The 25,222-nt window shown below is 71.4% G+C and carries 22 protein-coding genes, 1 tRNA gene and 2 pseudogenes; 14 read left to right on the forward strand and 11 right to left on the reverse strand.

What is annotated here, in order from left to right; genetic code table 11:
• Window positions 1-18: 18 nt before the first annotated feature.
• Window positions 19-835 (forward strand): annotated as a pseudogene (locus tag Psi01_RS07345) (IS5 family transposase).
• Between the two features lie 191 nt (window positions 836-1,026).
• On the opposite strand, the gene Psi01_RS07350 reads toward Psi01_RS07345, so the two are convergent.
• Window positions 1,027-1,100, reverse strand: a tRNA-Pro gene (locus tag Psi01_RS07350).
• A gap of 69 nt (window positions 1,101-1,169) precedes the next feature.
• On the reverse strand, window positions 1,170-2,069 hold the full coding sequence (locus Psi01_RS07355; RefSeq protein ID WP_204063191.1) for a metallophosphoesterase: 900 nt from the start codon (window positions 2,067-2,069) through the stop codon (window positions 1,170-1,172).
• A gap of 90 nt (window positions 2,070-2,159) precedes the next feature.
• Here Psi01_RS07355 and Psi01_RS07360 point away from each other — a divergent pair, with 90 nt between their 5' ends.
• On the forward strand, window positions 2,160-2,615 hold the full coding sequence (locus Psi01_RS07360) for a GatB/YqeY domain-containing protein (RefSeq protein ID WP_204063192.1): 456 nt from the start codon (window positions 2,160-2,162) through the stop codon (window positions 2,613-2,615).
• Between the two features lie 211 nt (window positions 2,616-2,826).
• Here the strand turns inward: Psi01_RS07360 and Psi01_RS07365 are convergent, their stop codons facing one another.
• Entirely contained in the window at window positions 2,827-5,028 is a 2,202-nt protein-coding gene (locus Psi01_RS07365; RefSeq protein WP_307819225.1) for a transglycosylase domain-containing protein, read from the reverse strand.
• Between the two features lie 301 nt (window positions 5,029-5,329).
• Between Psi01_RS07365 and Psi01_RS07370 the strand changes: the two genes are divergently transcribed.
• On the forward strand, window positions 5,330-5,626 hold the full coding sequence (locus tag Psi01_RS07370; RefSeq protein WP_068898049.1) for a WhiB family transcriptional regulator: 297 nt from the start codon (window positions 5,330-5,332) through the stop codon (window positions 5,624-5,626).
• 139 nt (window positions 5,627-5,765) lie between these two features.
• Here Psi01_RS07370 and bagB read toward each other — a convergent pair whose 3' ends face one another.
• Both bagB and bagA read right to left on the reverse strand, forming a co-directional pair.
• Window positions 5,766-6,896: an ATPase BagB gene (gene bagB, locus Psi01_RS07375; RefSeq protein WP_204063194.1), complete on the reverse strand. Its 1,131-nt coding sequence runs from the start codon at window positions 6,894-6,896 to the stop codon at window positions 5,766-5,768.
• 46 nt (window positions 6,897-6,942) lie between these two features.
• Window positions 6,943-7,947, reverse strand: coding sequence for an ATPase BagA (gene bagA / locus Psi01_RS07380; protein ID WP_204063195.1), 1,005 nt, complete (start codon window positions 7,945-7,947; stop codon window positions 6,943-6,945).
• Between the two features lie 175 nt (window positions 7,948-8,122).
• On the opposite strand from bagA, the gene sp36 reads away from it, so the two are divergent.
• From sp36 to Psi01_RS07395, 4 genes are all read left to right on the forward strand, one after another.
• Window positions 8,123-8,278 (forward strand): Sp36 family protein, encoded by a 156-nt coding sequence (sp36, locus tag Psi01_RS43185; RefSeq protein WP_141703503.1) that lies wholly within the window; start codon window positions 8,123-8,125, stop codon window positions 8,276-8,278.
• Between the two features lie 5 nt (window positions 8,279-8,283).
• On the forward strand, window positions 8,284-8,742 hold the full coding sequence (locus Psi01_RS07385; RefSeq protein WP_239127263.1) for a RidA family protein: 459 nt from the start codon (window positions 8,284-8,286) through the stop codon (window positions 8,740-8,742).
• 83 nt (window positions 8,743-8,825) lie between these two features.
• The gene (locus Psi01_RS07390; protein ID WP_204063197.1) at window positions 8,826-9,662 is read left to right on the forward strand and encodes an NUDIX hydrolase; all 837 of its coding nucleotides are present in this window, start codon (window positions 8,826-8,828) and stop codon (window positions 9,660-9,662) included.
• Entirely contained in the window at window positions 9,659-10,450 is a 792-nt protein-coding gene (locus Psi01_RS07395) for an MBL fold metallo-hydrolase (protein ID WP_239127266.1), read from the forward strand. Before Psi01_RS07390 ends, Psi01_RS07395 begins: the two co-directional genes overlap by 4 nt.
• Window positions 10,451-10,470: 20 nt before the next feature.
• On the opposite strand, the gene Psi01_RS07400 is transcribed toward Psi01_RS07395, so the two are convergent.
• The gene (locus Psi01_RS07400; RefSeq protein ID WP_373872392.1) at window positions 10,471-11,151 is read right to left on the reverse strand and encodes a Crp/Fnr family transcriptional regulator; all 681 of its coding nucleotides are present in this window, start codon (window positions 11,149-11,151) and stop codon (window positions 10,471-10,473) included.
• A 160-nt stretch (window positions 11,152-11,311) separates the two neighbouring features.
• On the opposite strand from Psi01_RS07400, the gene nth reads away from it, so the two are divergent.
• Both nth and Psi01_RS07410 read left to right on the forward strand, forming a co-directional pair.
• Window positions 11,312-12,031 (forward strand): endonuclease III, encoded by a 720-nt coding sequence (gene nth, locus Psi01_RS07405; protein ID WP_204063198.1) that lies wholly within the window; start codon window positions 11,312-11,314, stop codon window positions 12,029-12,031.
• Between the two features lie 113 nt (window positions 12,032-12,144).
• Complete coding sequence (locus tag Psi01_RS07410) at window positions 12,145-12,789, forward strand: NUDIX hydrolase (protein WP_373872471.1); 645 nt, start codon at window positions 12,145-12,147, stop codon at window positions 12,787-12,789.
• Here Psi01_RS07410 and Psi01_RS07415 read toward each other — a convergent pair.
• Window positions 12,736-13,338, reverse strand: coding sequence for a HEAT repeat domain-containing protein (locus tag Psi01_RS07415; protein WP_204063199.1), 603 nt, complete (start codon window positions 13,336-13,338; stop codon window positions 12,736-12,738). The genes Psi01_RS07410 and Psi01_RS07415 overlap by 54 nt on opposite strands.
• A 72-nt stretch (window positions 13,339-13,410) precedes the next feature.
• Between Psi01_RS07415 and Psi01_RS07420 the strand changes: the two genes are divergently transcribed.
• The gene (locus Psi01_RS07420) at window positions 13,411-14,604 is read left to right on the forward strand and encodes a MarP family serine protease (RefSeq protein ID WP_204063200.1); all 1,194 of its coding nucleotides are present in this window, start codon (window positions 13,411-13,413) and stop codon (window positions 14,602-14,604) included.
• A 116-nt stretch (window positions 14,605-14,720) separates the two neighbouring features.
• Here the strand turns inward: Psi01_RS07420 and Psi01_RS07425 are convergent, their stop codons facing one another.
• From Psi01_RS07425 to Psi01_RS07435, 3 genes are all read right to left on the reverse strand, one after another.
• The gene (locus tag Psi01_RS07425; protein WP_204063201.1) at window positions 14,721-15,260 is read right to left on the reverse strand and encodes a DUF309 domain-containing protein; all 540 of its coding nucleotides are present in this window, start codon (window positions 15,258-15,260) and stop codon (window positions 14,721-14,723) included.
• 99 nt (window positions 15,261-15,359) lie between these two features.
• A complete protein-coding gene (locus Psi01_RS07430; protein WP_204063202.1) occupies window positions 15,360-16,283 on the reverse strand; it encodes an alpha/beta fold hydrolase in 924 nt (307 codons plus the stop codon).
• On the reverse strand, window positions 16,280-16,756 hold the full coding sequence (locus Psi01_RS07435) for a phage holin family protein (protein ID WP_204063203.1): 477 nt from the start codon (window positions 16,754-16,756) through the stop codon (window positions 16,280-16,282). The genes Psi01_RS07430 and Psi01_RS07435 overlap by 4 nt, the downstream gene beginning before the upstream one ends.
• A 597-nt stretch (window positions 16,757-17,353) precedes the next feature.
• Between Psi01_RS07435 and Psi01_RS07440 the strand changes: the two genes are divergently transcribed.
• Complete coding sequence (locus tag Psi01_RS07440; protein WP_204063204.1) at window positions 17,354-18,937, forward strand: ABC-F family ATP-binding cassette domain-containing protein; 1,584 nt, start codon at window positions 17,354-17,356, stop codon at window positions 18,935-18,937.
• A 61-nt stretch (window positions 18,938-18,998) separates the two neighbouring features.
• Here Psi01_RS07440 and acs read toward each other — a convergent pair whose 3' ends face one another.
• A complete protein-coding gene (acs, locus tag Psi01_RS07445; RefSeq protein WP_204063379.1) occupies window positions 18,999-20,984 on the reverse strand; it encodes an acetate--CoA ligase in 1,986 nt (661 codons plus the stop codon).
• 330 nt (window positions 20,985-21,314) lie between these two features.
• On the opposite strand from acs, the gene Psi01_RS07450 reads away from it, so the two are divergent.
• The 3 genes and pseudogenes from Psi01_RS07450 to Psi01_RS07460 all read left to right on the forward strand — a co-directional run.
• On the forward strand, window positions 21,315-22,088 hold the full coding sequence (locus Psi01_RS07450; RefSeq protein ID WP_204063205.1) for a Fic family protein: 774 nt from the start codon (window positions 21,315-21,317) through the stop codon (window positions 22,086-22,088).
• 828 nt (window positions 22,089-22,916) lie between these two features.
• Complete coding sequence (ssd, locus tag Psi01_RS07455) at window positions 22,917-23,984, forward strand: septum site-determining protein Ssd (protein ID WP_204063206.1); 1,068 nt, start codon at window positions 22,917-22,919, stop codon at window positions 23,982-23,984.
• Window positions 23,981-25,144: pseudogene (locus Psi01_RS07460) on the forward strand (TadA family conjugal transfer-associated ATPase); the annotation flags it as partial. The gene ssd and the pseudogene Psi01_RS07460, both read left to right, overlap by 4 nt.
• Window positions 25,145-25,222: the final 78 nt, after the last annotated feature.

Genomic DNA, 25,222 nt, shown 5'->3' on the forward strand with positions numbered 1-25,222 from the left:
GCCGGACGTTAGTAGAACATGGAAAGGAACCCCTGGGGGTGGATCGTCCCGAGCGGATTATGGGAGATCGTCCGCCCGCTGCTGCCGCCGACGCGAGCGCGACCACAGGGCGGCGGAACGCAGAACACACCTGATGAAGCGGTGTTCGCGGCCATCGTCTACGTCTTGGTGAGCGGGTGTGCGTGGCGGGCGCTGCCACCGTGTTTCGGGATCTCGAAGTCCACCGCGCACCGCCGTTTTCTGATCTGGTCGCGGGCCGGGGTATGGAGCAAGCTGCACCAGGTCGTGCTCGATCACCTGGCGCGGCCGATCTGCTCGATCTGTCCCGCGTCGTGCTGGACTCCGCCCATGTGCGGGCGAAAAAAGGGGCGACCATACAGGTCCGAGCCCCGTGGACCGGGGCAAGCCAGGTTCGAAGATGCACATCCTGTCCGACCGGTCCGGACTGCCCCTCGTGGTCGGTGTCTCATCTGGTAACACCCACGACAGCGAGGGCCTCAAGCCCATAGTGCTCGAGCTCCAAATGAGACGCGATCCGCGCCACGGCCGTCCCATCAAGCCCGGCAAGCTCCACGCGGATAAGGCCTACGACCGCGATGACCTGCGCCGGTGGCTGCGCGGCAAGCGCATCGCCGTGCTTATCGCCCGCAAAGGCATCGACTCCAGCCGGCGATTGGGCCGACATCGCTGGGTGATCGAGCGGACCATGTCCTGGCTGACCGGCTATCGACGCCTCACCATCCGCTACGAACGCTACTGCGGCAATTACCTGGCCTTTCTCGGCCTCGCTGCTGCCTTGTGCTGCTACAAGCGGCTCATCCGGCTCACCACGTAGGACACGGTCTTAGAAGCCCTGCCGAAGGATCTAGGGGCTTCGAGGCTAGGGTTGTGACTGCGAGAGAGTCGCCTCAGAGCTACCGCCTAGGACGTTCACGTCTAGGTCGTTAGTTACGCAGTTAGTCACGCAGAAAGCCGAGAAGGCTGCTTCCCATCTTCGGAAACAGCCTTCTACCTGGTCTTGCTGGGTCGGGGTGGCGGGATTTGAACCCACGGCCTCTTCGTCCCGAACGAAGCGCGCTGCCAAGCTGCGCTACACCCCGGTGCACGCCGTCTTGCTCGTGCTTGGGAAAGTCTAGCGGACTTCGTGGGTGCTTGTGTCACTCCGGGCGTCAGGTCCGGCGGCGGGGTACGAGGGTCAGGAGGGAGGCCTCGGGGAAGCAGGCGAAACGGACCGGGGCGTAGGGGCTGGTGCCCAGGCCGGCGGAGACGTGGAGGTAGGCGGAGTCGTGCCGGCTCAGGCCCTTGACGCGGGCGCGGTCGATGCCGCAGTTGGTGACCAGGGCGCCGTAGAACGGGATGCACAGCTGGCCGCCGTGGGTGTGACCGGCCAGCAGGAGCTGGTAGCCGTCGGCGGCGAAGCGGGTCATGTTGCGGGGCTCGGGGGAGTGCATCACGCCCAGGCGCAGGTCGGCGTCCGCGGGGGCGGGACCGGCGATCAGGTCGTAGCGGTCGCGGTCGATGTGGGAGTCGTGGATGCCGCCCACGGCCACGTCGAGGTCGCCGACCTTGATGCGGGCGGTGGTGTTGTTCATGTCGAGCCAGCCGGCGGCCGACATGCCGGCGCCGAGCTCCTGCCACGGCAGGCTGGGCGTGTGCTGGCGCTTCTCGCCCTTGGAGGTCCGCCACAGGTAGCGGGCGGGGTTCTTGGGCACGGGGGCGTACAGGTCGTTGGAGCCGTACACGAACAGGCCCGGCCGGGACAGCAGCGGTTCGAGCGCGTGCATCAGCGGGGGGACCGCCTCGGGGTGGGCGATGGAGTCGCCGGTGTTGACCACGAGGTCGGGCTTGAGGTCGCCCAGGGAGCGGACCCAGTTGATGAGCAGCCGCCTGCCGGGGGTCAGGTGCAGGTCGGAGAGCTGGAGGATGCGCACGGGACGCCGGCCGGGCTCCAGGACGGGCACGTCGAAGCGCCGCAGGCGGAAGGTGTTGCGCTCGATGACCGAGGCGTAGGCCAGACCGGCCAGACCGGCACCGAGCAGGGACAGGGGCACCGCTGCTGCTTTCCTCACCTTCCCATCATGCCCGAGTCCGGCTCCGCATCCCGCCCCGAAGGGAAACCCGGGATACAACCGGGCTGGTGAGAGGGCAAGATGGACCGCATGACCGCATTGAAGGACAAGCTGAAGGCCGATCTGACGGCCTCGATGAAGAGCAGGGACGAGATCCGCACCCGCACGATCCGGATGGCCCTGGCCGCCGTCAACGTCGAGGAGGTCTCGGGCAAGACCTCGCGCGAGCTGACCGACGACGAGATCGTCAAGGTGCTCACGAAGGAGGCCAAGAAGCGCCGGGAGGCGGCCGAGGCCTTCAGCGGCGCCGGCCGCACCGAGCAGGCGGAGGCGGAGCTGGCCGAGCAGGCCGTGCTGGAGGAGTACCTCCCGGCCCAGCTGTCCGACGAGGAGCTCGCCGCGCTCGTGGACGAGGCCGTCGCCGAGAGCGGAGCCTCCGGGCCGCAGGCGATGGGCCAGGTCATGAAGGTCCTCAACCCCAAGGTCGCAGGCCGCGCCGAGGGCGGCCGGGTGGCCCAGGCCGTACGGGCCCGCCTGACGGCCTGAGACCCGTCCTCCGGTCGGCCCGGGCCGTACGGACTCCTGACCGTTCTTCAGTCGGGCCCAGGCCGTACGGGCCCCCGGCGGCCCGAGATCCGTTCTCCGGTCGAGGCGGGGCTTCCCGCGCCCGGAGAACGCGCCCGGACCGATGGAACCGTCAGAGCCCTCCCCGGCGTGCCGGGGAGGGCTCTGACGTCGTCAGGGTGACGCGCCCGCGTCAGGGGACGATGGGCGTGCCGCCGTTGGGGTCCTCGCCCCAGCCCGGCGGAGGCTCGTCGCCACCGCCGCCACCGCCGCCGTCGTTGTCACGGCCGCCGCCGTCGCCGCCCCGGTCGGGCTTCTTGATCGGCTTGGGCGGCGCGCACCGGCCGGCGGAGCAGCCGCCGAAGCGCTCCATGTTCACCGGGGTGAACGAGGTCGGCTCGACGCCCTTCAGCGCGCCGATCATGGAGTCCTTCCAGATCCGGCCGGAGATCGACGCGCCGTACACGTAACCGTAGTAGCGCCCGCCGATGGTCACGCCCACCAGGTCGTGCTCGAAGGCGCCGCGCGGGTCGCCGAGGCTGACCGCGGAGGCCAGGTCGGGGGTGTAACCGGCGAACCAGGCCGCGGTGTAGGCGTCGGTGGTGCCGGTCTTGCCCGCCGCGGGCCGGCCGATGCCGCCGACCTCGGTCATCGTGCCCTTGGTGAACACGTTGGACATGATGTGCGAGGCCGCGTCGGCGACCTCCTCGTCCAGGACCTGCTTGCACTTGGGCTTGTAGGTGGTGGCCTTGCCGTTGCGGTCGCGGATCTCGGTGATCGCCATCGGCTTGCAGTAGGCGCCGCGGGAGCCGATCGTCGCGTAGGCGGCGGCGACCGTCACCGGGTCCATCTCGTTGATGCCGAGGGTGAAGGTCTCGAACTCCTTCAGCGGGGCCCCGTCGGCGCGCTTGATGCCCAGGTTCTTGGCCATCTTGACGACGTCGCAGAGCCCGACTTCCTGCTCCAGGCGCATGAAGAAGGTGTTCACCGAGCCGAGGGTGCCGGTGGTGAGGGTCTTGAACCCGCCGCCGCCCTCACTGGAGTTGCGCACCTCGTGGGAGGGCTCGCCCACCCGGTTGCCCTTGCAGTCGCGGAAGGCGCTCTCGCTCGGCGCCCGGTAACCGGAGCCGGTGCCGAAGCCGTCGTTGAGCTTCATGCCCTGGTCGAGCGCGGTGAGCAGGGTGAACGGCTTGAACGTCGAGCCGGCCTGGAACCCCGCGCCGCCGCCGTGCAGCACGTCGCCCGCGAGGTTGTAGCCCATCTCGTTCTTCTTCTTGTTCTGCCCGAACTTCCGGCTGGCGGCCATCGCCTTGATGGCGCCGGTGCCGGGGACGATCATCGCCTGCGAGGCGACCGGCTTGTCGGTCGTCCGCACGTACTTGGCGATGGCCTTCTCGGAGGCCAGCTGGGCCTTCCGGTCGAGCGTCGTCTTGATCGTCAGGCCGCCGCGCTGGAGGAACTTCTTGCGGGCCTCGGCGGTCTTGCCGAAGTCCTCGTTGTTGAGGATCTCGTACTGGGCGTAGAGGCAGAAGTAGGGGAAGTCGCTCTCGTCGCAGCCGCCGGGGACCGGGTTGTCCTTGAACCCGAGCTTCTTGGCCTTGGCCTCCGCGGCCTCCTGCGGCGTGATCTTGCCGAGCTCCTGCATCCGGTTCAGCACGATGTTGCGCCGCTCCAGGAGCCGCTGGCGGGCCGCCTTGCCCGCGTTGGGGTCGGTGCGGCTGGGGTTCTGTACGGCTCCCGCCAGCGTGGCGGCCTCCGACAGGGTCAGCTCGGAGGCCGGCTTCTTGAAGAACCGCTTGGCCGCGGCCTGGATGCCGTGGGCGCCGGCCCCGAAGTAGGAGATGTTGAGATAGCGCTCAAGGATTTCCGACTTGGTGTACTTCTCCTCGATGGCCAGGGCGTAGCGCAGCTCGTTGAGCTTGCGGGAGAAGGTGGGCGCGATGGCGGCCTCCTGCTCCTCCTTGGTCTCGGCACTGCTGAACAGCACGAGCTTGACGTACTGCTGCGTGATCGAGGAACCACCCTGGACGACGCCGCCGCCGGAGAAGTTCTTGACGGCCGCGCGGAAGGTGCCCTCCAGATCGAGGGCTCCGTGTTCGTAGAACCGGAAGTCCTCGATCGCGACGATCGCCGTCTTCATGACGTCGGAGATCTGGTCAAGACTGACGGATTCGCGGTTCTCGTAATAGAACTGGGCGAACTGCTTGCCGTCGGAGTCGAGGAGGACGGTCTTCTCGGGCAGCGGAGGCTCTTTGAGGTCCTCGGGCTGCAGATGCAGCTCCTCCGTCGCGGACTTGACGGTCACGCCCGCGCCGCCCACTGCCGGAAGCGCGATGGCAGCGACCAGCACCCCCGCGGCGGCGCCTGCGGCGACGAGCCGCAGCACGCTCCCCACTGCCGATCTCTGATCTTTGCCTTGAGCTTGCACGAGTCCAAGAGTACGTCGGGCCGATGGTTCAAACGGTAACGGAAGCATGTTTCTGCTTGACTGGTCCCTGCCCGCAGAAGAGGTGACTAGTCATTCCCGGCCACATGACCCTGGAGAACCATGCGGGAAATTGGTCCCGCCGGGGGCTGTCCGCCCGAACGTCTGATTGCGTACGGTCTCTTTCTGCGGCAACTGAATACGGAGGCTCGACGACCGCGCCCGTCGGCCCCCCAAGTCACGACTGACCACCTAAGGGGAGTGGGGTCGAATGTGGATCACGGATTGGACCTCCAGTGCGGCTTGTAAGGGTGCGGATCCCGACGCGCTGTTCGTTCAGGGCGCTGCCCAGAACCGAGCGAAGCTGATCTGTCGAGGATGCCCGGTCCGGACCGAGTGCCTCGCCGATGCGCTGGACAATCGCATCGAGTTCGGGGTGTGGGGCGGGATGACCGAGCGCGAACGCCGGGCGCTGCTGCGCCGGCGACCCGACGTCGACTCCTGGCGGGACCTGCTGGAACTCGCCAAAGAGGAGTACGAGCGGACGAACGAGCTGATCGCAGGCTGATCTCCGCCCTGTGAAACCGGCCGCGCAAAGGCGCGCGGCCGGTCTCAGCATGCTCGCGGCCCGCCGTACGGCGAGCCTCCCGGCGCCGTAGGACCAGGACCGAGCGACTGTGGGACCGGGCGGCTGTACGGCCGGACCTCTACCGCTGGGCGGCCAGCAGCTCTCCCACCTCGCGCAGACCGTCCAGGTCGTGCACGTCCGCGGGCATCGCGGGGACCTGGGCCACCGGCACCGTGGGGTGGGCGGAGACGAAGTGGTCGCGCTGGCGGCTCTCGCGCGCGGCCAGCTGCATCCGGCCGGCGTGCAGCCGCAGCACCGCGGCGGTGAGCTCGTGCTCGCCCCGTGACTCCAGGTCCTCGGCCGCGGCGGTGCTCCGGGCGGCCGACAGCGCGGCCGCGGGCGACAGGTGGACCCGGTTGATCACCAGTCCGGCCAGGGGCATGCGCTCCTCGGCCAGTCGTTCCACGAAGTACGACGCCTCGCGCATGGCGTCCCGCTCGGGCGCGGCGACGACCACGAACGCGGTCCCGGGGGCCTGCAGCAGCTTGTAGGTCTGCTCGGCGCGCACCCGGAACCCGCCGAAGACCGCGTCCAGGGCGGAGACGAACGTCTGCAGGTCCTTGAGGACCTGCGCGCCCAGCAGCTTGGTCAGCGCCCCGGCGACGAGCCCGAACCCGGCGTTGAGCAGCTTGAACGCGCTGCGCCCGCCCGCCTTGGCCGGCGCGGTGAGCATGCGGATGAAGCGGCCGTCCAGGAAGCGGCCCAGCCGTTCCGGCGCGTCCAGGAAGTCCAGCGCGGAACGGGAGGGCGGGGTGTCCACGATGATCAGGTCCCAGTCGCCCGACCGGCGGAGCTGGCCGAGCTTCTCCATCGCCATGTACTCCTGCGTTCCGGAGAAGCTGGACGAAAGAGACTGATAAAAGGGATTTGTCAGGATCTGGCGAGCTCGATCGGGGTCGGCGTGCGCCTCGATGATCTCATCGAAGGTCCGCTTCATGTCGAGCATCATGGCGTGCAGCGTGCCCTCGCCCCCGATCCCGGCGACACGCCGGGGCGTGTTGTCGAGCTCGGTCAGGCCCATCGACTGGGCCAGCCGCCGCGCGGGGTCCACGGTCAGCACGACGGCGCTGCGCCCGCGCTCGGCGGCGCGCAGGCCCAGGGCGGCCGCCGTGGTGGTCTTGCCGACGCCGCCGGAACCGCAGCACACGACGATCCGGGTGTTCGGGTCGTCGATGATCGCGTCGAGATCGAGAACCGGGACGTCCTTCACCTTGCTCCCTGAAGCTCCCTGGACTTTCACGCCACTCCCTGAACCCTCACGCCGCCCCCTGGGCGCAGATCGCCTCGGCCAGCTCGTAGAGCCCGGCCAGGTCCACCCCGTCCGCCAGCAGCGGCAGCTCGTAGCGGGGACGGCCCACGGCGTCGAGCGAGGCGCGCTCCTGGTGTTCGAGCTCGGTACGGCGGGCGTGCTCCTCGACCTCACGGGCGAGGGCGTCGGCCAGGGCGGTGGCCTTCGACCCGCCGTCGGTCAGGCCGGCCGCCTTCAGGCCCAGCGCCAGGTCCGCCGGGTCGAACCGGCCCGCGGAGGCGGCGTCGAGGGTCGCCTGGGGCAGCAGCGCGCCGCGGACCATGTTGATGAAGACGCCGCCGACCGGCAGGCCCACCCGGCGCAGCTCGGCGATCCCGTCGAGGGTCTCCTGGACCGGCATCTCCTCCAGGAGCGTGACGAAGTGCACGGCCGTCTCGGGTGAGGAGACGACGCCGTTGACCAGGTCGGCGTGGTTCTTGATCGGCCCGACCCTGGCCAGGCCGGCGACCTCGTTGGTGACGTTCAGGAAGCGCGCCACCCGGCCGGTCGGGGGCGCGTCCAGCACCACCGCGTCGTAGATCCGCTTGCCGTCCTTGCCCCTGCGGCGGACGGCCTCGGTGGTCTTGCCCGTGACGAGGACGTCGCGGAAGCCCGGGGCGATGGTGGTGGCGAAGTCGACGATGCCCATCTTGCTCAGCGCCCGGCCCGCCCGGCGCATGCCGTAGAACATCTCCAGGTATTCGAGCATGGCCTCTTCGGGATCGATGGCCAGGGCGTGGACGTCCCCGCCGCCGGGCGCGACGGCGATCCGCCGCTCCTCGTACGGCAGCGGCGGCAGATCGAAGATCTGCGCTATCCCCTGTCGCCCCTCGACCTCGACCAGGAGCACCTTGCGGCCGTCCGCGGCGAGAGCAAGGGCGAGTGCGGCGGCCACCGTGGTCTTGCCGGTGCCGCCCTTGCCGGTGACGACGTGGAGCCGTACACCATCCCAGTCGGTATCGCGCGAACTCACGTTTCGAAGGCTACCCAACGGTTACTTGCCGATACGCGTGGGCTGCCGTTTGGGACGCGACTCACACCCGATATCACCCCGGCGTCACCCCGGCGCCTCACCCCGCGCGAAGGCGTGACCCGCGTCGCCCGCACCGTCACGGTCCCCTCCGGGCCGGATCGCTACGCTGTCTCGCATGACGAAATGGGAGTACTCGACGGTGCCGCTGCTGGTCCACGCGACCAAGCAGATTCTCGACAACTGGGGCCAGGACGGCTGGGAGCTCGTCCAGGTCGTGCCGGGGCCGAACCCCGAGCAGCTTGTCGCCTACCTCAAGCGCCCGAAGGAGTAGGCGCGGTGTCGCCTGAGGAGAAGCTGGCCGAGCTCGGCCTGACCCTGCCCGAGGTCGTGACGCCGCTGGCGTCCTACGTCCCGGCCTTGCGCACGGGCGACCACGTCTACACCTCGGGCCAGATCCCGATGGTGGACGGCAAGCTGGTGGCCACCGGCAAGGTCGGCGCCGAGGTGAGCGCCGAGGAGGCCCGCGAGCTCGCCCGCATCTGCGCGCTCAACGCCCTCGCGGCGGTGGCCTCGGTGGCCGGCGGCCTGTCGAACATCGTCAGGATCGTCAAGGTCGTCGGCTTCGTGGCCAGCGACCCGGGGTTCACCGGCCACCCGCAGGTCGTCAACGGCGCCAGCGACCTGCTCGGCGAGGTGCTGGGCGAGGCGGGCAAGCACGCCCGCAGCGCGGTGGGCGTCGCCGCGCTGCCGCTCGACGCGCCGGTCGAGGTCGAGCTGATCGCCGAGGTCCGCTGACCGTTGTCCGCGGTGGGAGCCGTGCCACATGATGAACCCTGAAAACCGAGTGATGTTCTGATATTCGGCGGAAAGGTTCAGCTATGGGTGGGATTCCGCTCCCCGGAGAGCTCGGCGAGCGTGCCCGGGACATCCTGGCCGGGCGGGTGGAGCCCGTCCCGGCCAGGGATGCCGCGACCGTGGTCATCCTGCGTGAGGGGCGCGAGGGGATCGAGACCTACCTGCTCCGGCGCAAGGCGAGCATGGCCTTCGCGGCGGGCGCCTACGTCTTCCCCGGCGGCTCGGTGGACCCGCGTGACACCGACCACGCGCTCGCCTGGGCCGGACCCTCGCCCGCCGAGTGGGGCTCGGTCTTCGGGGCCGACGAGAAGACCGCGCGCGGCCTGGTCTGCGCGGCCGTACGGGAGACCTTCGAGGAGTCGGGGGTGCTGCTGGCCGGGCCGTCCGCCGACTCCGTCGTGGCCGACACCACCGGTGACGACTGGGAGGCCGACCGGCTCGCGCTCATCGAGCGGAGCCTGTCCTTCGCCGACCTCCTCGACCGGCGCGGCCTGGTCCTCCGCTCCGACCTGCTGCGCCCCTGGGCGCACTGGATCACTCCCGAGGTGGAGCACCGGCGGTTCGACACCCGGTTCTTCGTCGCCGCCCTCCCGCCCGGCCAGCGCACCCGCGACGTCGGCGGCGAGGCCGACCAGGTCGCCTGGTCCCGGCCCGCCGACGCGATCACGCGGGCCAGGGCCGGTGAGATCTTCCTGATGCCGCCCACGTACCGGACCCTGAACGAGCTGTCCGCCTACGAGAAGGTCGACGACGTGCTCGGGACCGAGCGGGAGATCGTCACCCTCATGCCGAGGATCGCCGAGGTGGACGGCGAGATGCACATCGTCCTGGACGACGACTACCGGTTCGGTGTGGCGTGAGCGGTTTGCGGATCCCGCTTGAAGGGCCGGACGGGTCGGGCACGGCGCACGCGCTCAACCTGCTGGCCCCCAACCCCTCCCCGATGACCCTGGACGGCACCAACACCTGGGTGATCGGCCGGGGGGAGGACGTGCTGGTCGTCGATCCCGGGCCGGACGACCCCCGGCACCTCGCCCGGGTCGCCGAGCACCTGCGCGACCGCAGGGTCGTCGCGATCCTGCTCACCCACGGCCACCACGACCACAGCGGCGGCGCGCGGGCGTTCGCCGGGCTGGCCGGGGCCCCGGTGCGGGCGCTGGACCCCCGGCACCGGCTGGGCGAGGAGGGGCTGGGCGACGGCGACGTGGTCGTCGCAGGCGATCTCGAACTCCACGTGGTGGGCACGCCCGGCCACTCGTTCGACTCGCTCTGCTTCTGGCTGCCGAGGGACCGGGCGATGCTCACCGGGGACACCGTGCTCGGCCGGGGCACCACGGTCATCGCCCCGGACGGGGACCTGGCCGACTATCTGCGCTCCCTGGACCGGCTGCGCGCCACCGCCGAGCAGGTCGGGGCCGAGGCGCTGCTGCCCGGCCACGGCCCGGTGCTGCCGGACCCGATCGCGGCGCTGGACGGCTACGTCGCGCACCGCAGGCGGCGCCTGGACCAGATCAGGCAGGCGCGCGAGCAGGGCGCCACGACGCCCAGGGAGATCGTCGAGATCGTCTACGCGGGGGTGGACCGCTCGCTCTGGCCCGCGGCGGAGATGTCGGTCCGGGCCCAGCTGGACTATCTCGACGGGTCGTGAGGGAAGGGGGATCCGGGGGCTCAGCGGGAACGGTTGTGCAGGCGCTCCAGGTCCATGATGACCACGGCCTTGGCCTCGATGCGCAGCCAGCCGCGCTGGGCGAAGTCGGCCAGCGCCTTGTTCACGGTCTCGCGTGAGGCGCCGACCAGCTGGGCCAGCTCCTCCTGGGTGAGGTCGTGGTGGACGCGGACGCCGTCGTCGATCTTCTGGCCGAAGCGGTCGGCGAGGTCCAGCAGGGCCTTGGCGACCCGGCCGGGGACGTCGGTGAAGACCAGGTCCGCCAGCACGTCGTTGGTACGGCGCAGCCGCTGGGCCAGGGCGCGCAGCAGGTGCAGGGCGACCTCGGGCCGGCCGGTCAGCCAGGGGCGCAGGTCGTCGTGGCCCAGACCGGCCAGGCGGACGTCGGTCAGGGCGATGGCGGAGGCCGTACGGGGGCGGGGGTCGAAGAGAGACAGCTCGCCGAACATCTCGCTGGGGCCGAGCACGCTGAGCAGGTTCTCCCGGCCGTCGGGGGCGGTCCTGGAGAGCTTGATCTTGCCTTCGAGGACGACGTAGAGCCGGTCGCCGGTCTCGTTCTCACTGAAGAGGGTCTGTCCCTTGGAGAGGCGGACCTCGGAGATGCTCGTGCGCAGGGCGGCGGCGCTCTCACGATCGAGCGCGGCGAAGAGAGGGGCCTTGCCCAGCACGTCTTCGGTGTTCACAATGCCTCCTTGTTCACGGATCACCCATCGTCGGCCCGTTCGCCGCACTCGCTATGGTGCTGTCGCGAACGCCGCATCCTCATCTTCGGTATCCGCAACAGCCATTGTGACCTATTCCACCACCGGGCTTGGAAGGGCCCCGGGAGCATAAGCTGTCGGGATGCTCCGAGAAGGCAGCCCGGCAGGCGAGTCCAGGCTCGCGCTGGTCCGTCGCGCCCGGCGGATGGATCGGATCCTGGCGGAAACCTACCCCGACGCCCACTGCGAGCTCGACTTCCGCAACCCCCTAGAGCTCCTGGTCGCCACGATCCTGTCCGCGCAGTGCACGGACAAACGGGTCAACATGGTGACCCCCGCGCTTTTTGCCAAATACCGTACGGCTGAGGACTATGCCGGGGCCGACCGCGCGGAACTCGAGGAGATCATCCGGTCCACCGGCTTCTTCCGCGCCAAGGCCAACAGCATCGTCGGCATGGCCCAGGCCGTGTGCGAGCGCTACGGCGGCGACGTCCCGGCCAGGCTGAAGGACCTGGTGACGCTGCCCGGGGTCGGGCGCAAGACCGCCAACGTGGTGCTCGGCAACGCCTTCGGGGTGCCGGGGATCACCGTGGACACCCACTTCCAGCGGCTCACCCGCCGCTTCGGCTGGACCGTCGAGACGGACCCGGTCAAGATCGAGCAGGTCGTCGCCGAGCTGATCCCCCGGCGCGACTGGACGATGATGTCCCACCGCCTGATCTGGCACGGCCGCCGCATCTGCCACGCGCGCAAGCCCGCCTGCGGCGCCTGCCCGCTGGCCGCCCTGTGCCCGTCGTACGGCACCGGCCCCACCGATCCCGCCGAGGCCGCGAAGCTGGTACGGCCCGGTCCCTTCTCCTGAGCCGGTCCCCTCTCTTCCGCCTTCTGCCGGACCCGCCTCCTCGCGGCACGCGACGCCCGCATCCGGGAAGCGCCGGAGGGGGCGCCGCGTTGGAGAAGATCGGAGGTGTACCCGTGCGAGTTCCTGGGTGGTTGGAGACGCTGGCGGAGCGGGCGGCGGGAGCGCCGGTGCATCCGGCGATGCGCCCGCCGGAGTCCGGCGGACGTCCGGCCGCGGTGCTGCTGCTGTTCGGCGAGGGGCCCAGCGGTCCCGACGTGCTGCTCATCCAGCGCAGTTCGCGCGGCAGGCGGCACGCGGGGCAGCCCGCCTTCCCCGGCGGGGGAGTCGACCCCGCCGACGGCGGCCCGGTCGCCGCGGCGCTGCGCGAGGCGCAGGAGGAGACCGGCCTCGACCCGGCCGGCGTCCACGTGGTCGGCACCATGCCGGAGCTGTACATATGGCGCAGCGACAACCGGGTGACCCCGGTCATCGGCTGGTGGCACACGCCCTGCGCCGTGCACGCGGCCTCGCCCGACGAGGTGGAGTCGGTGGAGCGCGTCCCGCTCGCCGAACTGGTCGATCCGGCCAACCGGCTCACGCTGCGCCACCCCAGCGGCTACTCCGGGCCCGCGTTCCGGGTGCGGGGCCTGCTGGTGTGGGGCTTCACCGCGGGCGTGCTCGACGGGGTGCTCGACGACTCGGGCTTCGCGCTGCCCTGGGACGGCTCACGGGTCGAGGACCTGCCCCCGGACGTCCTGAACCTCGCCTCCCGCGGTTAGGCCGCGTCCGGCGCTCCCCGGAGACCTCGCCCCGGCCGCGCCGCTCACCAGCGCCACCCCCAGGCAGGCCCAGTCGGCCACGTCGTCGTCGGGGTCGGCGGCCAGGCGGCGCAGCGCGGCCATGCCCGCGGGGTCGGGCCGGTCGCCCATGATGTTCGGCAGCGCGTAGGCCGCGCCGTACCGCACTCCGGCGTCGGGGTGCTCCGACAGCGAGATCGCCGAGGGCAGCGCGCGGCGGTCGCGCAGGTGGCCGAAGGCGATCAGCACCGAGTGGAGCACCATCGGGTCGTCCTCGCTCGCGGCCATGAAGCGCAGGATCGGCAGGCTCCGGTCGACGAAGCCGAGCCGGCCGAGGATGTCGACCCCGAGCATGCGCTCGGCGGTCGTGGGCCCGCCGCACAGGCGCCGCGCGGCGGTGAAGGTCTCCAGATCCCCGCGCTCGTGCAGGGCCGCGATGGCCTGCCAGCGCGCCGTACCGTCCGGGTCCGGATCCCGCAGTGCCGTCTCGACCAGCGACTCCACCGGCACCGGTCCCCCGATCGTTGCCATACGGCCACGATAACCGCACAGAGGCACCGCAACGGGTGCACGCGCGGGGGGCGGGCTGGATACCTTTGAAGGGTGAGTGGTGATCTCCTCGACCTTATCCTGATCGCCCTGATGGTGGCCTTCGCGGTGTCGGGATACCGGCAGGGGTTCATCATCGGAGCCCTGAGCTTCATCGGCTTCGTCGGCGGCGTGCTGCTGGGCGTCTTCATCGCGCCCCCGATCGCCGGGGCCATCATCGACGGCGAGACCGAGCGCGCGCTGCTCGCCATCGTGATCGTCTTCCTCACCGCGATCGTCGGGCAGTTCGCCTCCTCGACGGTCGGCGCGGTGATCCGCAGCCACGTCACCTGGGAACCGGCGAAGGTCGTCGACGCAGTCGGCGGCACGTTCGCCAGCGCGCTCGCGGTGCTGATCGTCGCGTGGTTCATCGGCTCGCTGCTCGCCGTCTCCCCGTTCACGATGATCAGTGAGCATGTGAACAAGTCGCTGCTGCTGAGAGCCCTCGACCAGACGATCCCGCAGGCGGCCAGGGACATCCAGAAGCCGATCAAGGACCTGCTCGACACCTCCGGCTTCCCCCAGGTCTTCGACGACATCGGGGGCGGCCGGTTCGTCGACGTGGCGCCGCCCGACAAGAGCGTGGCCAAGGGCGCCCAGCTGGAGCGGGCCCGCAAGGGCATCGTCAAGGTGCAGGGCGTGGCGTCGAGCTGCCGCAAGCACATCGAGGGCACCGGGTTCGTCTACGCCCAGAACAAGATCATGACGAACGCCCACGTGGTCGCCGGGGTCGACCAGGAGCTCGAGGTCGTCGACTATCTCAACAACGTCCGCCCGGCCAGGGTCGTGCTCTACAACCCCGACAGGGACATCGCGATCCTGCACGTCTCCGGGCTGGACCTGCCGATCCTGCGCTTCGACGGCACCGCGGAGGAGAGCGACGACGCCATCGTCGCGGGCTTCCCGCACGGGGAGGGCTACACCCTCAACGAGGCCCGCATCAGGGTCCGCCAGCAGGCCAAGGGCCCCGACATCTACGAGAGCAAGACCGTCATCCGCGACGTCTACGCCATCCGCGGCCTGGTCCGCCCCGGCAACTCCGGCGGGCCGCTGCTGACGCCCGACGGCCGGGTCTACGGCGTGGTCTTCGCCGCGGCCCTCGACCAGCAGGAGACCGGCTACGTCCTGACCGCCGCCGAGGTGGCCCCGGACGCCGAGGACGGCTCCAAGCTGTTCAACCGGGTGGACACCCAGGAGTGCGATCACTGATCCCGGCGGTCGGGGACGGCTCCGAGCTGTCCAGCCGGATGGCCACCTGCGAACACTGCCCTGGCGGCCGGAGACGGTTCCAGGCTGTTCTGTCGGGTGGACACCCGGGGGTGTGATCACTGATCCCGGCGGTCGGGGACGGCTCCAGGTTGTTCAGCCGGACGGCCGTCAGTGCCGTCACTGACCTCGGCCGGCGGGGAGGCGGTCGTCAGCAGGGCCGCGATCGCGGCGACGGCCGCGGCGGGGTCCGGGCCGTCCTGCTCGTCCAGCTCGCGGGCCGCCGCGGCGATGGCGTCGTACGGCGGGCCGTACGAGGCGATCCTGTCGGCGCCGCGCGCGAGGAGCGCCGCGGCCCCGCGCCGGTTGCCCCGCTGCAGGTGGGTGAGCCCGACGCAGACCTGCGCGAGCCCCTGCCACAGCTCGCGCTCCTCGGCCGGGCCGGTCTTCCAGCGGGCCTCCAGCACCTCGTGGGCGTGGAAGGGCCGCTCCTGCCCGAGCAGGCGGCACGCCTCGGTGAGGGCCTCGGCGGCGCCGGGGGCGTAGTCGTCGGGAACGCGCTCCACACCCTCGGCGCCGCGCGGCAGGGGACGGCCGAACGCGTCGCGGGGCCGCCGGTTGCGCGCCCGGCCGTCGGGGTCGCGGTCTCTGGGGATCATCGGCCGGACTCCGGGTTGTGGTCTTCGGGGATCACCGGCCGGCCTCCGGGTCGCGGCTTCCAGGGGTCATCGGCCGGTTCGCGTTGTGGTCTCCGGAGATCACCGGTCGGGCTCCGGGTCGGCCAGCCAGCCGATCAGCTCGGCGTCGAAGGTCTCGGGGCGCTCCTCATGGGGGAAGTGGCCCGCGCCCTCGATCAGCCGCCAGCGGTAGGGGGCGGCCACGTAGCGGCCCGAACCCTGGGCGGTGCGCGGCAGGAAACGGCTGTCGAGCGCGCCGTGCACGTGAAGCGTGGGCCTGTCGATCTCCGCGCGCATCCGCCTGGCGTAGCGCATCCCGTCCGGGCGCACCTGGGAGCGGGCGAACCAGCGGTGGTACTCCAGCGCGCAGTGGGAGACGTTGGGGATGCGGAACGCCTCGCGATAGGTCCGTACGGCCTCCTCGTCCAGCCCCTCGGGCCCGGCCCACCCCCGCAGCAGCCGGCCCACCCGGGCGGAGCCGTCGGCGGTCAGGCGGCGCTCGGGCAGGAGCGGCAGCTGGAAGCCCAGCGCGTGGCTGCTCGCCCTGAGCTGCCCGAACGGATCGGCCACCATGGCCGAGCGGAGCCGGAGGGGGTGCGGGGCCGAGACCGGGACCAGCCGCCGGACCACCTTGGGGTCAAGCACGGCCATCGTCCAGGCGAGCAGGCCGCCCCAGTCGTGGCCGACGACGACGGCGCCGGTCTCGCCCAGGGCGCGGATCAGCCCGGCGGCGTCGGCGGCCAGGGCGGGCAGGTCGTAGCCGCGCGGCGGCTTGTCGCTCGCGCCGTAGCCGCGCAGGTCGACGGCGACGGCGCGGTAGCCCGCCGCGGGCAGGGAGACGAGCTGGTGGCGCCAGCTCCACCAGAACTGCGGGAAGCCGTGCAGCAGCAGCACGAGCGGGCCCTCACCGGCCTCCACGACGTGGAAGCGGGTGCCGCGGGCGTGCACGGAGCGGTGGGTCCACGGGCCCTCGACCCGGACCACGGACTCGTCGGAGGTGATCACTGATCCGGTCTCACTGACTCTCGGTGGGCGCCGAGCCGACCGGCGGTGGGCGGCTCGTGGAAGACGACAGGGCCCATCTCGCTCTCGCCGGTCTTCAGGTACTTGAGCGAACGGATTGTCCGCTTCATTCCGGTCAGGCCCTTGAAGCGCCGGATGCCGAAGGTGACCATCACGGCGGCGGCGATCAGGTAGGCGGTCGTGACGACGCCGAAGGCCAGGACCTCGGGCCAGTCGAACAGCGCCACCAGCCCGTAGGCGATGACGAACGAGATGAGGATCAGGCACAGGTGGGCGATGAAGGCGGCGGCGGCGAACAGCCCCACCGCCACGCCGACCCGCTTGGCGTCGAACCTGAACTCGGCCTTGGCCAGCTCGACCTCGGAGCGGATCAGGGTGGAGATGTGGCCGCTGGCGGCGGCCACCAGCGAGCCCAGCGACTCCTGCTGCGGCTCGGTGGCCGGATTCTGCGTCATAACGATCTCCTATCGAGCGCGGGTGTCAACATCATCCTGCGTGTTGAGGTGTTTGCGCACGCGCACCCTGAGCAGGATCGCCGCCGGAGGCGAGGCGGCGGGCTCGCCGCGAGCACGCCGGCGGTCACCGCGGCCGCCCTCCCAGGATCATCGCCGAAGGCGGGACCGCCGAGGGGCAATGACACGGTGAATCCGGCTTCGGCCAGTATCGGCACCTCGGCGGCATCTTGCCAGTGCGACCCCTCGGGCTGTGGACAGAGGTCATCCGCCTGTGGACAAGGGCCGGTGTGCCGTGGCCCGCTCTGTTGTGGCCGTGGCCCGCTCTGTTGCGGCCGTGGACCGTTCGCCTGCGGCTGCGGACCGTTCGCCTGCGGATGAGGATCATGAGCCCGGCGCTACCCCGGCGACGGCCGGGCGAACACCGTCGATCCCGACGTCGCGGTGCAGGGGAGCATCCTCCGCAGGGAGAAAACCGGATGCGCCGGGACCCGGGGGCGATCTAACCTCGGTTCCATGGCTACGCCCCGTACTTCCTAGCTGGACGACCAGGACTCGCACCATCCCTGTGTCTTCCGTTGATTACGGAGCGTAATAAAAATGATCACTGCTGTTGACCTCGACGTGCGCGCCGGCGCCCGGCTGCTGCTGTCCGGCGCCGCCTTCCGCGTCGCCCCCGGTGACAAGATCGGCCTCGTCGGCCGCAACGGCGCGGGCAAGACCACCCTGACGAAGATCCTCGCCGGTCTGGCGCAGCCCGCCGCCGGCACCGTCGCCCGGGTGGGCTCGGTCGGCCACCTCCCGCAGGACCCCCGCACCGGAGACCTCGGCATCACCGCCGGCGACCGGATCCTCTCGGCCAGGGGCCTCGACCGGATCGTCCGCGAGCTGCGCGCCGCCGAGGTGGCGATGGCCGCCGACGACAGGGCGATGGGGGCCTACGTCCGCGCCGAGGCCGAGTTCCAGGCACGCGGCGGCTATCCGGCCGAGGCCGAGGCGGCGCGGGTGGCCGCCGGGCTGGGCCTGCCCGACCGGGTGCTGGCCCAGCCGCTGGGCACGCTGTCCGGCGGGCAGCGGCGCCGGGTCGAACTGGCCCGCGTCGTGTTCGCCGGGCACGACACGCTGCTGCTCGACGAGCCCACCAACCACCTCGACGCCGACTCGATCGGATGGCTGCGGGCCTTCCTGGCCTCCTACCGGGGCGGGCTGGTGCTGATCAGCCACGACACCGGTCTGCTGGAGGCCACCGTCAACCGGGTCTTCCACCTGGACGCCGACCGGGCGGCCGTGGACGTCTACAACGTCGGCTGGCGGGCCTACCTGGCCCAGCGCGAGACCGACGACCGGCGGCGCAGGCGGGAGCGCGCCAACGCCGAGCGCAAGGCGGGCGCCCTGCTCGCCCAGGCCGGCAAGATGCGGGCCAACGTCAACACGGCGGTCGCCGCCAGGAACATGGCCCGCCGGGCGGAGCGGATGCTCGCCGCCACCGAGCCCGAACGGCGGGCGGAGAAGGTCGCCAGGATCCGGCTGCCCGAGCCCGCCCCGTGCGGCAGGACGCCGCTCACCGCGGCGGGCCTGACCAAGTCGTACGGCTCGCTGGAGGTGTTCACCGGCGTCGACCTGGCCGTCGACCGGGGCAGCCGGGTCGTGATCCTCGGGCTCAACGGCGCGGGCAAGACGACCCTGCTGCGGATCCTGGCCGGCCGCGAGAGGCCGGACTCGGGGCTGGTCGTCCCCGGGCACGGGCTCAGGCTGGGCTACTACGCCCAGGAGCACGAGACGCTCGACGCGGAGCGCACGGTCAGGGAGAACCTGGCCGAGGCCGCGCCGCAGCTGACCGACGGCGAGGCCCGGCGGATCCTGGGGTCGTTCCTGTTCTCCGGCGACGACGCCGACAAGCCCGCCGGGGTGCTCTCCGGCGGGGAGAAGACCCGGCTCGCCCTGGCGACCCTGGTCTGCTCCGGGGCCAACACCCTGCTGCTCGACGAGCCGACCAACAACCTCGACCCCGCCTCCCGGCACGAGATCCTGGAGGCGATCCGCGCCTACCGGGGCGCGATCGTCCTGGTCACCCACGACGAGGGCGCGGTCGAGGCCCTGCGGCCCGACCGGGTGCTCCTGCTGCCCGACGGCGCCGAGGACCTGTGGAGCCCCGGCTACACGGATCTGGTGTCCCTGGCCTGACCCCGCGGTGCCCGTCGTACCACGCCGGCACGCCGGGCACCCGGGGTCGCCTCACCGATCGTCAGTCCTCGCTCTTGGCGCTGGGCAGCTTCTCGGAGATGAGGTTCATCACCGTGCTGTCGGCCAGAGTGGTGACGTCGCCGATGCTGCGGTTCTCCGCCACGTCGCGGAGCAGACGCCGCATGATCTTGCCGGAGCGGGTCTTCGGCAGCTCGGGTACCACCAGGATCTGGCGGGGCTTGGCGATCGGGCCGAGCGTCTTGGCCACGTGGTTGCGCAGTTCGGCGGCGATGTCCTCGCTCTCCTCCGCGCCGCCGCGCAGGATCACGAACGACACGATGGCCTGGCCGGTCAGCGGGTCGGTCGCGCCGACCACGGCCGCCTCGGCGACCTTCGGGTGGGAGACGAGAGCCGACTCCACCTCGGTGGTGGAGATGTTGTGACCGGAGACGAGCATGACGTCGTCGACGCGGCCCAGCAGCCAGATGTCGCCGTCCTCGTCGCGCTTGGCACCGTCGCCGGCGAAGTACATCCCTTCGAAGCGGGACCAGTAGGTGTCGATGAAGCGCTGGTCGTCGCCCCAGATCGTGCGGAGCATCGACGGCCACGGGTCGCGGATCGCCAGGAAGCCGCCGCCCCCGTTGGGGACGCTCTCGCCCTGGTCGTCGACCACGTCGGCGGTGATGCCGGGCAGCGGGCGCATGGCCGCGCCGGGCTTGCCGCTGGTCACACCCGGCAGCGGGCTGATCATGATGGCGCCGGTCTCGGTCTGCCACCAGGTGTCCACGACCGGGGTCCGGTCGCCGCCGATGTGCTCGCGGTACCAGACGTAGGCCTCGGGGTTGATCGGCTCGCCGACGCTGCCCAGGATCCGCAGGGACGACATGTCGTACTTGGCGGGGATGTCGTCTCCCCACTTCATGAAGGTGCGGATCGCCGTCGGCGCGGTGTAGAGGATCGTCACCTTGTACTTCTGCACGATCTCCCAGAACCGGCCGCGGTGCGGGGTGTCCGGGGTGCCCTCGTAGATGACGCTGGTGGCGCCGTTGGCGAGCGGGCCGTACACGATGTAGGAGTGACCGGTCACCCAGCCGATGTCGGCGGTGCACCAGTAGATGTCGGTCTCGGGCTTGAGGTCGAAGACCGCGTGATGGGTGTAGGCGGTCTGGGTCAGGTAGCCGCCGGTGGTGTGCAGGATGCCCTTGGGCTTCCCGGTGGTGCCGCTGGTGTAGAGGATGTAGAGCGGGTGCTCGGAGTCGTGCGGGACCGGGGTGTGCTCCTCGCTCTGGCGCTCCACCAGGTCGTGCCACCACACGTCCTTGTCGCCCCAGCCGACGTCCTGGCCGGTCCGGCGGACCACGAGCACGTGCTCGATGCCCGGGCACTCCTTGACGGCCTCGTCCACGGTCGGCTTGAGCGCGCTCGGCGCGCCGCGCCGGTAGCCGCCGTCGGCGGTGACCACGATCTTGGCGTCGGCGTCCTGGATCCGGCCGCTGAGCGCGCTGGCGGAGAAGCCGCCGAAGACCACCGAGTGGACGGCGCCGATGCGGGCGCAGGCGAGCATCGTGATCGGCAGCTCGGGGATCATCGGCATGTAGATCGCGACCCGGTCGCCCTTGCCGACGCCCAACTCGGTCAGCGCGTTCGCCGCCTTGGCGACCTCGCGCCGCAGGTCGGCGTAGGTGATCGTACGGGCGTCGCCCTCGGGCTCGCCCTCCCAGTGGTAGGCGACCTTGTCGCCGCGGCCCGCCTCGACGTGGCGGTCGACGCAGTTGTAGGCGATGTTCAGCTCTCCGCCGACGAACCACTTGGCGAAGGGGGGATTCCAGTCGAGGGTGGTGTCCCAGCGCTTGGACCAGTCCAGCCGCTCGGCCTGCTTCTCCCAGAAGGCCAGGCGGTCGGCCCCGGCCTCGGCGTAGGCCTGCTCGGTTACATTGGCGGCGGCGGCGAGCTCGGCAGGAGGAGCGAACCGCCGGGTCTCGTGCAGCAGGTTCGACAGCGTCTCCTGGGCCTCACGCGGTTCGGAACCAGGGGTCTCCGGGGCCACTACGCACTCCTTCTCGTACTGCTCGTCAGCTTCGGACGTGTCCCACTTCACCAGGCCAGAGGTACTCGCCACAAGAGGTCTAGACAGGTATGTACCAACCGGTGACAAGAGACGTACAGCTCGACAACATTGCTGACGGTAAGTAGCGGACACGTCAGAAACGTTGCGATTCCGACACCCTAGAAATGTCGCAGGCGTTATTCCAGAGGATCTGGTACGGCGGTGCGCCGGATGGCCCGATGCGTTCGGTGAACGGTTCAACGGCCGTTTTCGCCGGGGATTCCATGGCGGCGTCGGGAGCTTCCCGACCGGCCGGTAGGGTCGGAGTCCGTGAACGACCCATTGGCTGTCATCGCCGAACTCCCCGGAGTGCCGGAAGCGGTGGCCGGCGTGCGCGAGGCCGTGGACCGCCTCTACCGGCATCGCGTGCTGCGGCGCAAGAGCCCCGAGGTGTCGGCCCGCTCCGCCCTGCACGGCGCCAGGGCGTCCGCCGCGCTCGACGGCGTGGACGTCCCGCTGGAGGCCATCCCGGAGGTCACCGACCCCGTCGTCCAGGGCGCCCTGCGCGTCTCGGCCGAGCTGGGACGGCTCGGCCCCGTGTGGCGTACGGCACCGCGGCAGGCGCTGGCCAGGCTGCACACGCTGGCCGCCGTGGGGCTGACCGAGGATCTCGGCCGCCCCCGGGCCCGCGCCGAGGCGCCCGACCCGCTCGGCCTGGGCGCCGCGCCGGGACCCGAGGAGACGGTGGCCCGGGTGGACGGGCTGGTCGACCTGGTGACGGGCGGATCCAAGGCGCCCGCGCTGGTGATGGCCGCCGTCGTGCACGCCGAACTGGCGGTGCTGCGGCCGTTCGGCACGGCGGACGGGGTCGTCGCGAGAGCGGCGGAGCGGCTGACGCTGGTGGAGTTCGGTCTTGATCCCAAGTCGCTGGCCGCGATCGAGCTGGGCCACCTGGAGCTGGGAGAGGCGTACGGCGAGAGCCTGCGGGCCTATCTGACCGGCACCGCCGAGGGGGTGGCGCAGTGGGTGCGCCACTGCGCGGAGGCGGCCACGCTGGGCGTGCGGGAGGCCACGGCGATCTGCGAGGCCATGCAGCGCGGCTGAGGAGCGGCGGAAGCCGTACGGCGCGGCTGAAGATCCAGATGGGGAATTACGGACATCCCCGGAGCACAAAGCAGACGGCGCCCCTGGAAGGGGCGCCGTCGCCAGCACGCCACATCGGGTTACCAAGCGTGCACCTGTAATCGTCGGAGCGGGTCAAGCCCGTCTCGACGCGCCTCCCGCGGCTGGTCGCGCGTGGGTGCCCGATGGCCGTGCCCGGACACTAGGTCCGTGCAACCTTTGTACGACGGATTCGGGCTGATGGGAACCCCTGGGACCAAGACCTTTACGGAGAGGGGAAGGTTCGCCGGCCAACTGTCGTGAACGTCTCCTGAACGCCTTGAGGGCGGGCGGCGCTTGGGCGAAGGTCATCCCGGCGCCCGGGAATTGATCACCCTCCGTGATCGGCCGGGAGTCGGCTCCGGATAATTCTCGATTGCGGAAGCCGCGGTGACCAGATCGTTATTTGAAAAAAACCGGAGAAAACCAGAGATTGCTCCTCGACGAAACTCAGGCGATGAGGCAGCATACGGTTGTATCGCCATGGGCCGGGGTATTGCGCATGGTCGGTTTCACCGATCTCTTGCCACCTCCGGCCTTCTGCTGAAAGCTTTCTTCTGAAACGGGACCGGCTCTACCCCCCCGGAGCCGGACCGGTCGGCGACCCCCGCTCTCCCCCCCAGCGGGGGTCGCCGCTCATTTCCACGGCCGGACCCCGGGTTTCCACAGGCGGCCCTCGCGCCGTACGGCCGTCCACAGAACGACGCTCGGAGCCTCGGCCGAGGCGGCCTCTCCCCGAAGGTGGGCTTCCCACGCTTCTGGGAGGCACCCTTGGACCGCCCTCTGGTCATCACCGAAGACCCCGCCCTGCTCGACGACCTTCTCCGCGTCGCCGCCGCGGCGGGAGCGGAGCTCGACGTGGCCCACGCGCCCGCGCACGCCCGGCCCTACTGGACCCGTGCCCCCCTGGTGGTCGTCGGAGGCGACGCGGCCGACGCGCTGGCCGCGACCAGGCCCCCGCCGCGCCACCGGGTCGTCCTGGTGACCCACGGTCCGGAAAATCCCGACACCTGGCGCAAGTGCGTCGCGGTGGGAGCCCAGGCCGTCCTGGAGCTGCCCTCCGCGGAACGGCGGCTGGTCGACGAGTTCGCCGACGCCGTGGAGCCCGCCGCGCGGGCCGGTCTCGTCGTCTGCGTCGTGGGCGGCCGGGGCGGGGCCGGGGCCAGCGTCCTGGCCGCCTCGCTCGCGCTGGTGGCCTCCCGCGGGGGCCTGCGCACCCTTCTCGTCGACGCCGACCCGCTCGGCGGGGGCCTGGACCTGCTGCTCGGCCAGGAGGAGACCGAGGGGGCCCGCTGGTCCGACCTCGTCGCCCGTGAGGGCCGGGTCAGCTTCACCGCGCTCCGGGCGGCCCTTCCGAGCGTCTCGGAGCTGACCTTCCTGTCCTTCCACCGGGGCGAGGCGGGCGCCATCCCGGCCGAGGCCATGCGCTCGGTGCTCGACGCCGGGCAGCGCGGGTTCGACCTCGTGGTCGTCGACCTCCCCCGCCGCCCCGACCCCGCCGCCGCGGAGGCTCTGGGCCGTGCCGCCACCACCCTCCTGGTCGTCACCGCCGACGTGCGGGGCGTCCTGGCCGCGGCCCAGACGCTCACCGTCCTGCGGGAGCACACGGGGGAGATCCGGGCCGCCGTCCGCACCGGCATCCTGGACGACGAGGTGGTCGCCACCTCGCTCGGCGTCCCGTGCGCCGGGAGCCTGCCCGACCAGCCCCGCCTCACCGCCGTCCTGAACCGCGGCACCGTCCCCCGGCTCGGCGGCCGGAGCCCGCTCGGCCGGTTCTGCGAGGCGTTCCTGCGGTCCGCGGTCGCTTCCGGCCCGTTCCCGCCCGAGGCCACGGGATGAGCAGGCCCGCACCCGCCCGCGCGGTCTCACCCGACCTGATCGAAGCCGTCCGGGTACGGCTGGCGCGGACCGGCGTCGAACCCAGCGCCGCGCACGTCGCCGTCGCGCTGCGGGCCGAGCGGGCGGTCCTGGGCGACGCCGAGATCCTGGCGGTGGCCCGCGCCCTGCGCGCCGACCTGATCGGCGCGGGCCCGCTGGAGCCGCTGCTGGCGGAGGCCGAGGTCACCGACGTGCTGGTGAACGGTCCCCGGGAGGTGTGGATCGACGACGGCCACGGCCTGCGCCGCACCCCGGTCGCCTTCCCCGACGAGGAGGCGGTGCGGCGGCTCGCCCAGCGCCTGGCCGCGGCGGCGGGGCGGCGCCTCGACGACGCCTGCCCCTACGTCGACGCCAGACTCGCCGGCGGCGTCCGGCTGCACGCCGTCCTGCCCCCGGTGTCCCCCGGGGGCACCTGCCTGTCGCTGAGGCTCCCGCCCCGCCACACCTTCGGCCTGGCCGAGCTGGTCGAGGCGGGCACGATCGGGGCCGACGCCGTCCCCGTCCTCACCGCGGTGATCGAGTCGAGGCTCGCCTTCCTCATCTCGGGCGGCACCGGCACGGGCAAGACCACACTGCTGTCGGCCCTGCTCTCCCTCGCCGACCACGGCGAGCGCCTCCTCCTCGTGGAGGACTCCGCCGAGCTCAGACCGCTGCACCCGCACGTGGTGCGGCTGGAGTCCCGCCCGGCCAACCTCGAAGGCGCCGGCGGCGTGGGGCTGCGCGACCTGGTCCGCCAGGCGCTGCGCATGCGCCCCGACCGGCTCGTCGTCGGAGAGGTCCGAGGCGCGGAGGTGGTCGACCTGCTCGCGGCGCTCAACACCGGTCACGAGGGCGGCTGCGGCACCCTCCACGCCAACAGGGCGGCCGACGTGCCCGCCCGCCTCGAGGCCCTCGCCTGCGCCGCCGGTCTCACCCGCGAGGCGGTCCACAGCCAGATCGCCGCGGCCCTGGACGTCGTCATCCACCTCACCCGCGACCACGCCGACGGCCGCCGCCGGATCACCGAGATCTGCATGATGACCCGCCGTCCCTCCGGCCTCGTCGAGGCGGAACCCGCCCTCACCTTCTCCCCGACCGGCCAGGCCGTCCCCGGCCCAGCCTTCCCCGCCCTCACCACCCGAGCCCCCATCACCGAGGCCCTCCTCCCTCCCCCCAGAAGACCCACCCGCCCCACCACCGCTCCCGGCACCCGTACCGCT

This window comes from Paraplanobispora siamensis (assembly GCF_016863175.1).
Lineage (GTDB): Bacteria > Actinomycetota > Actinomycetes > Streptosporangiales > Streptosporangiaceae > Planobispora > Planobispora siamensis.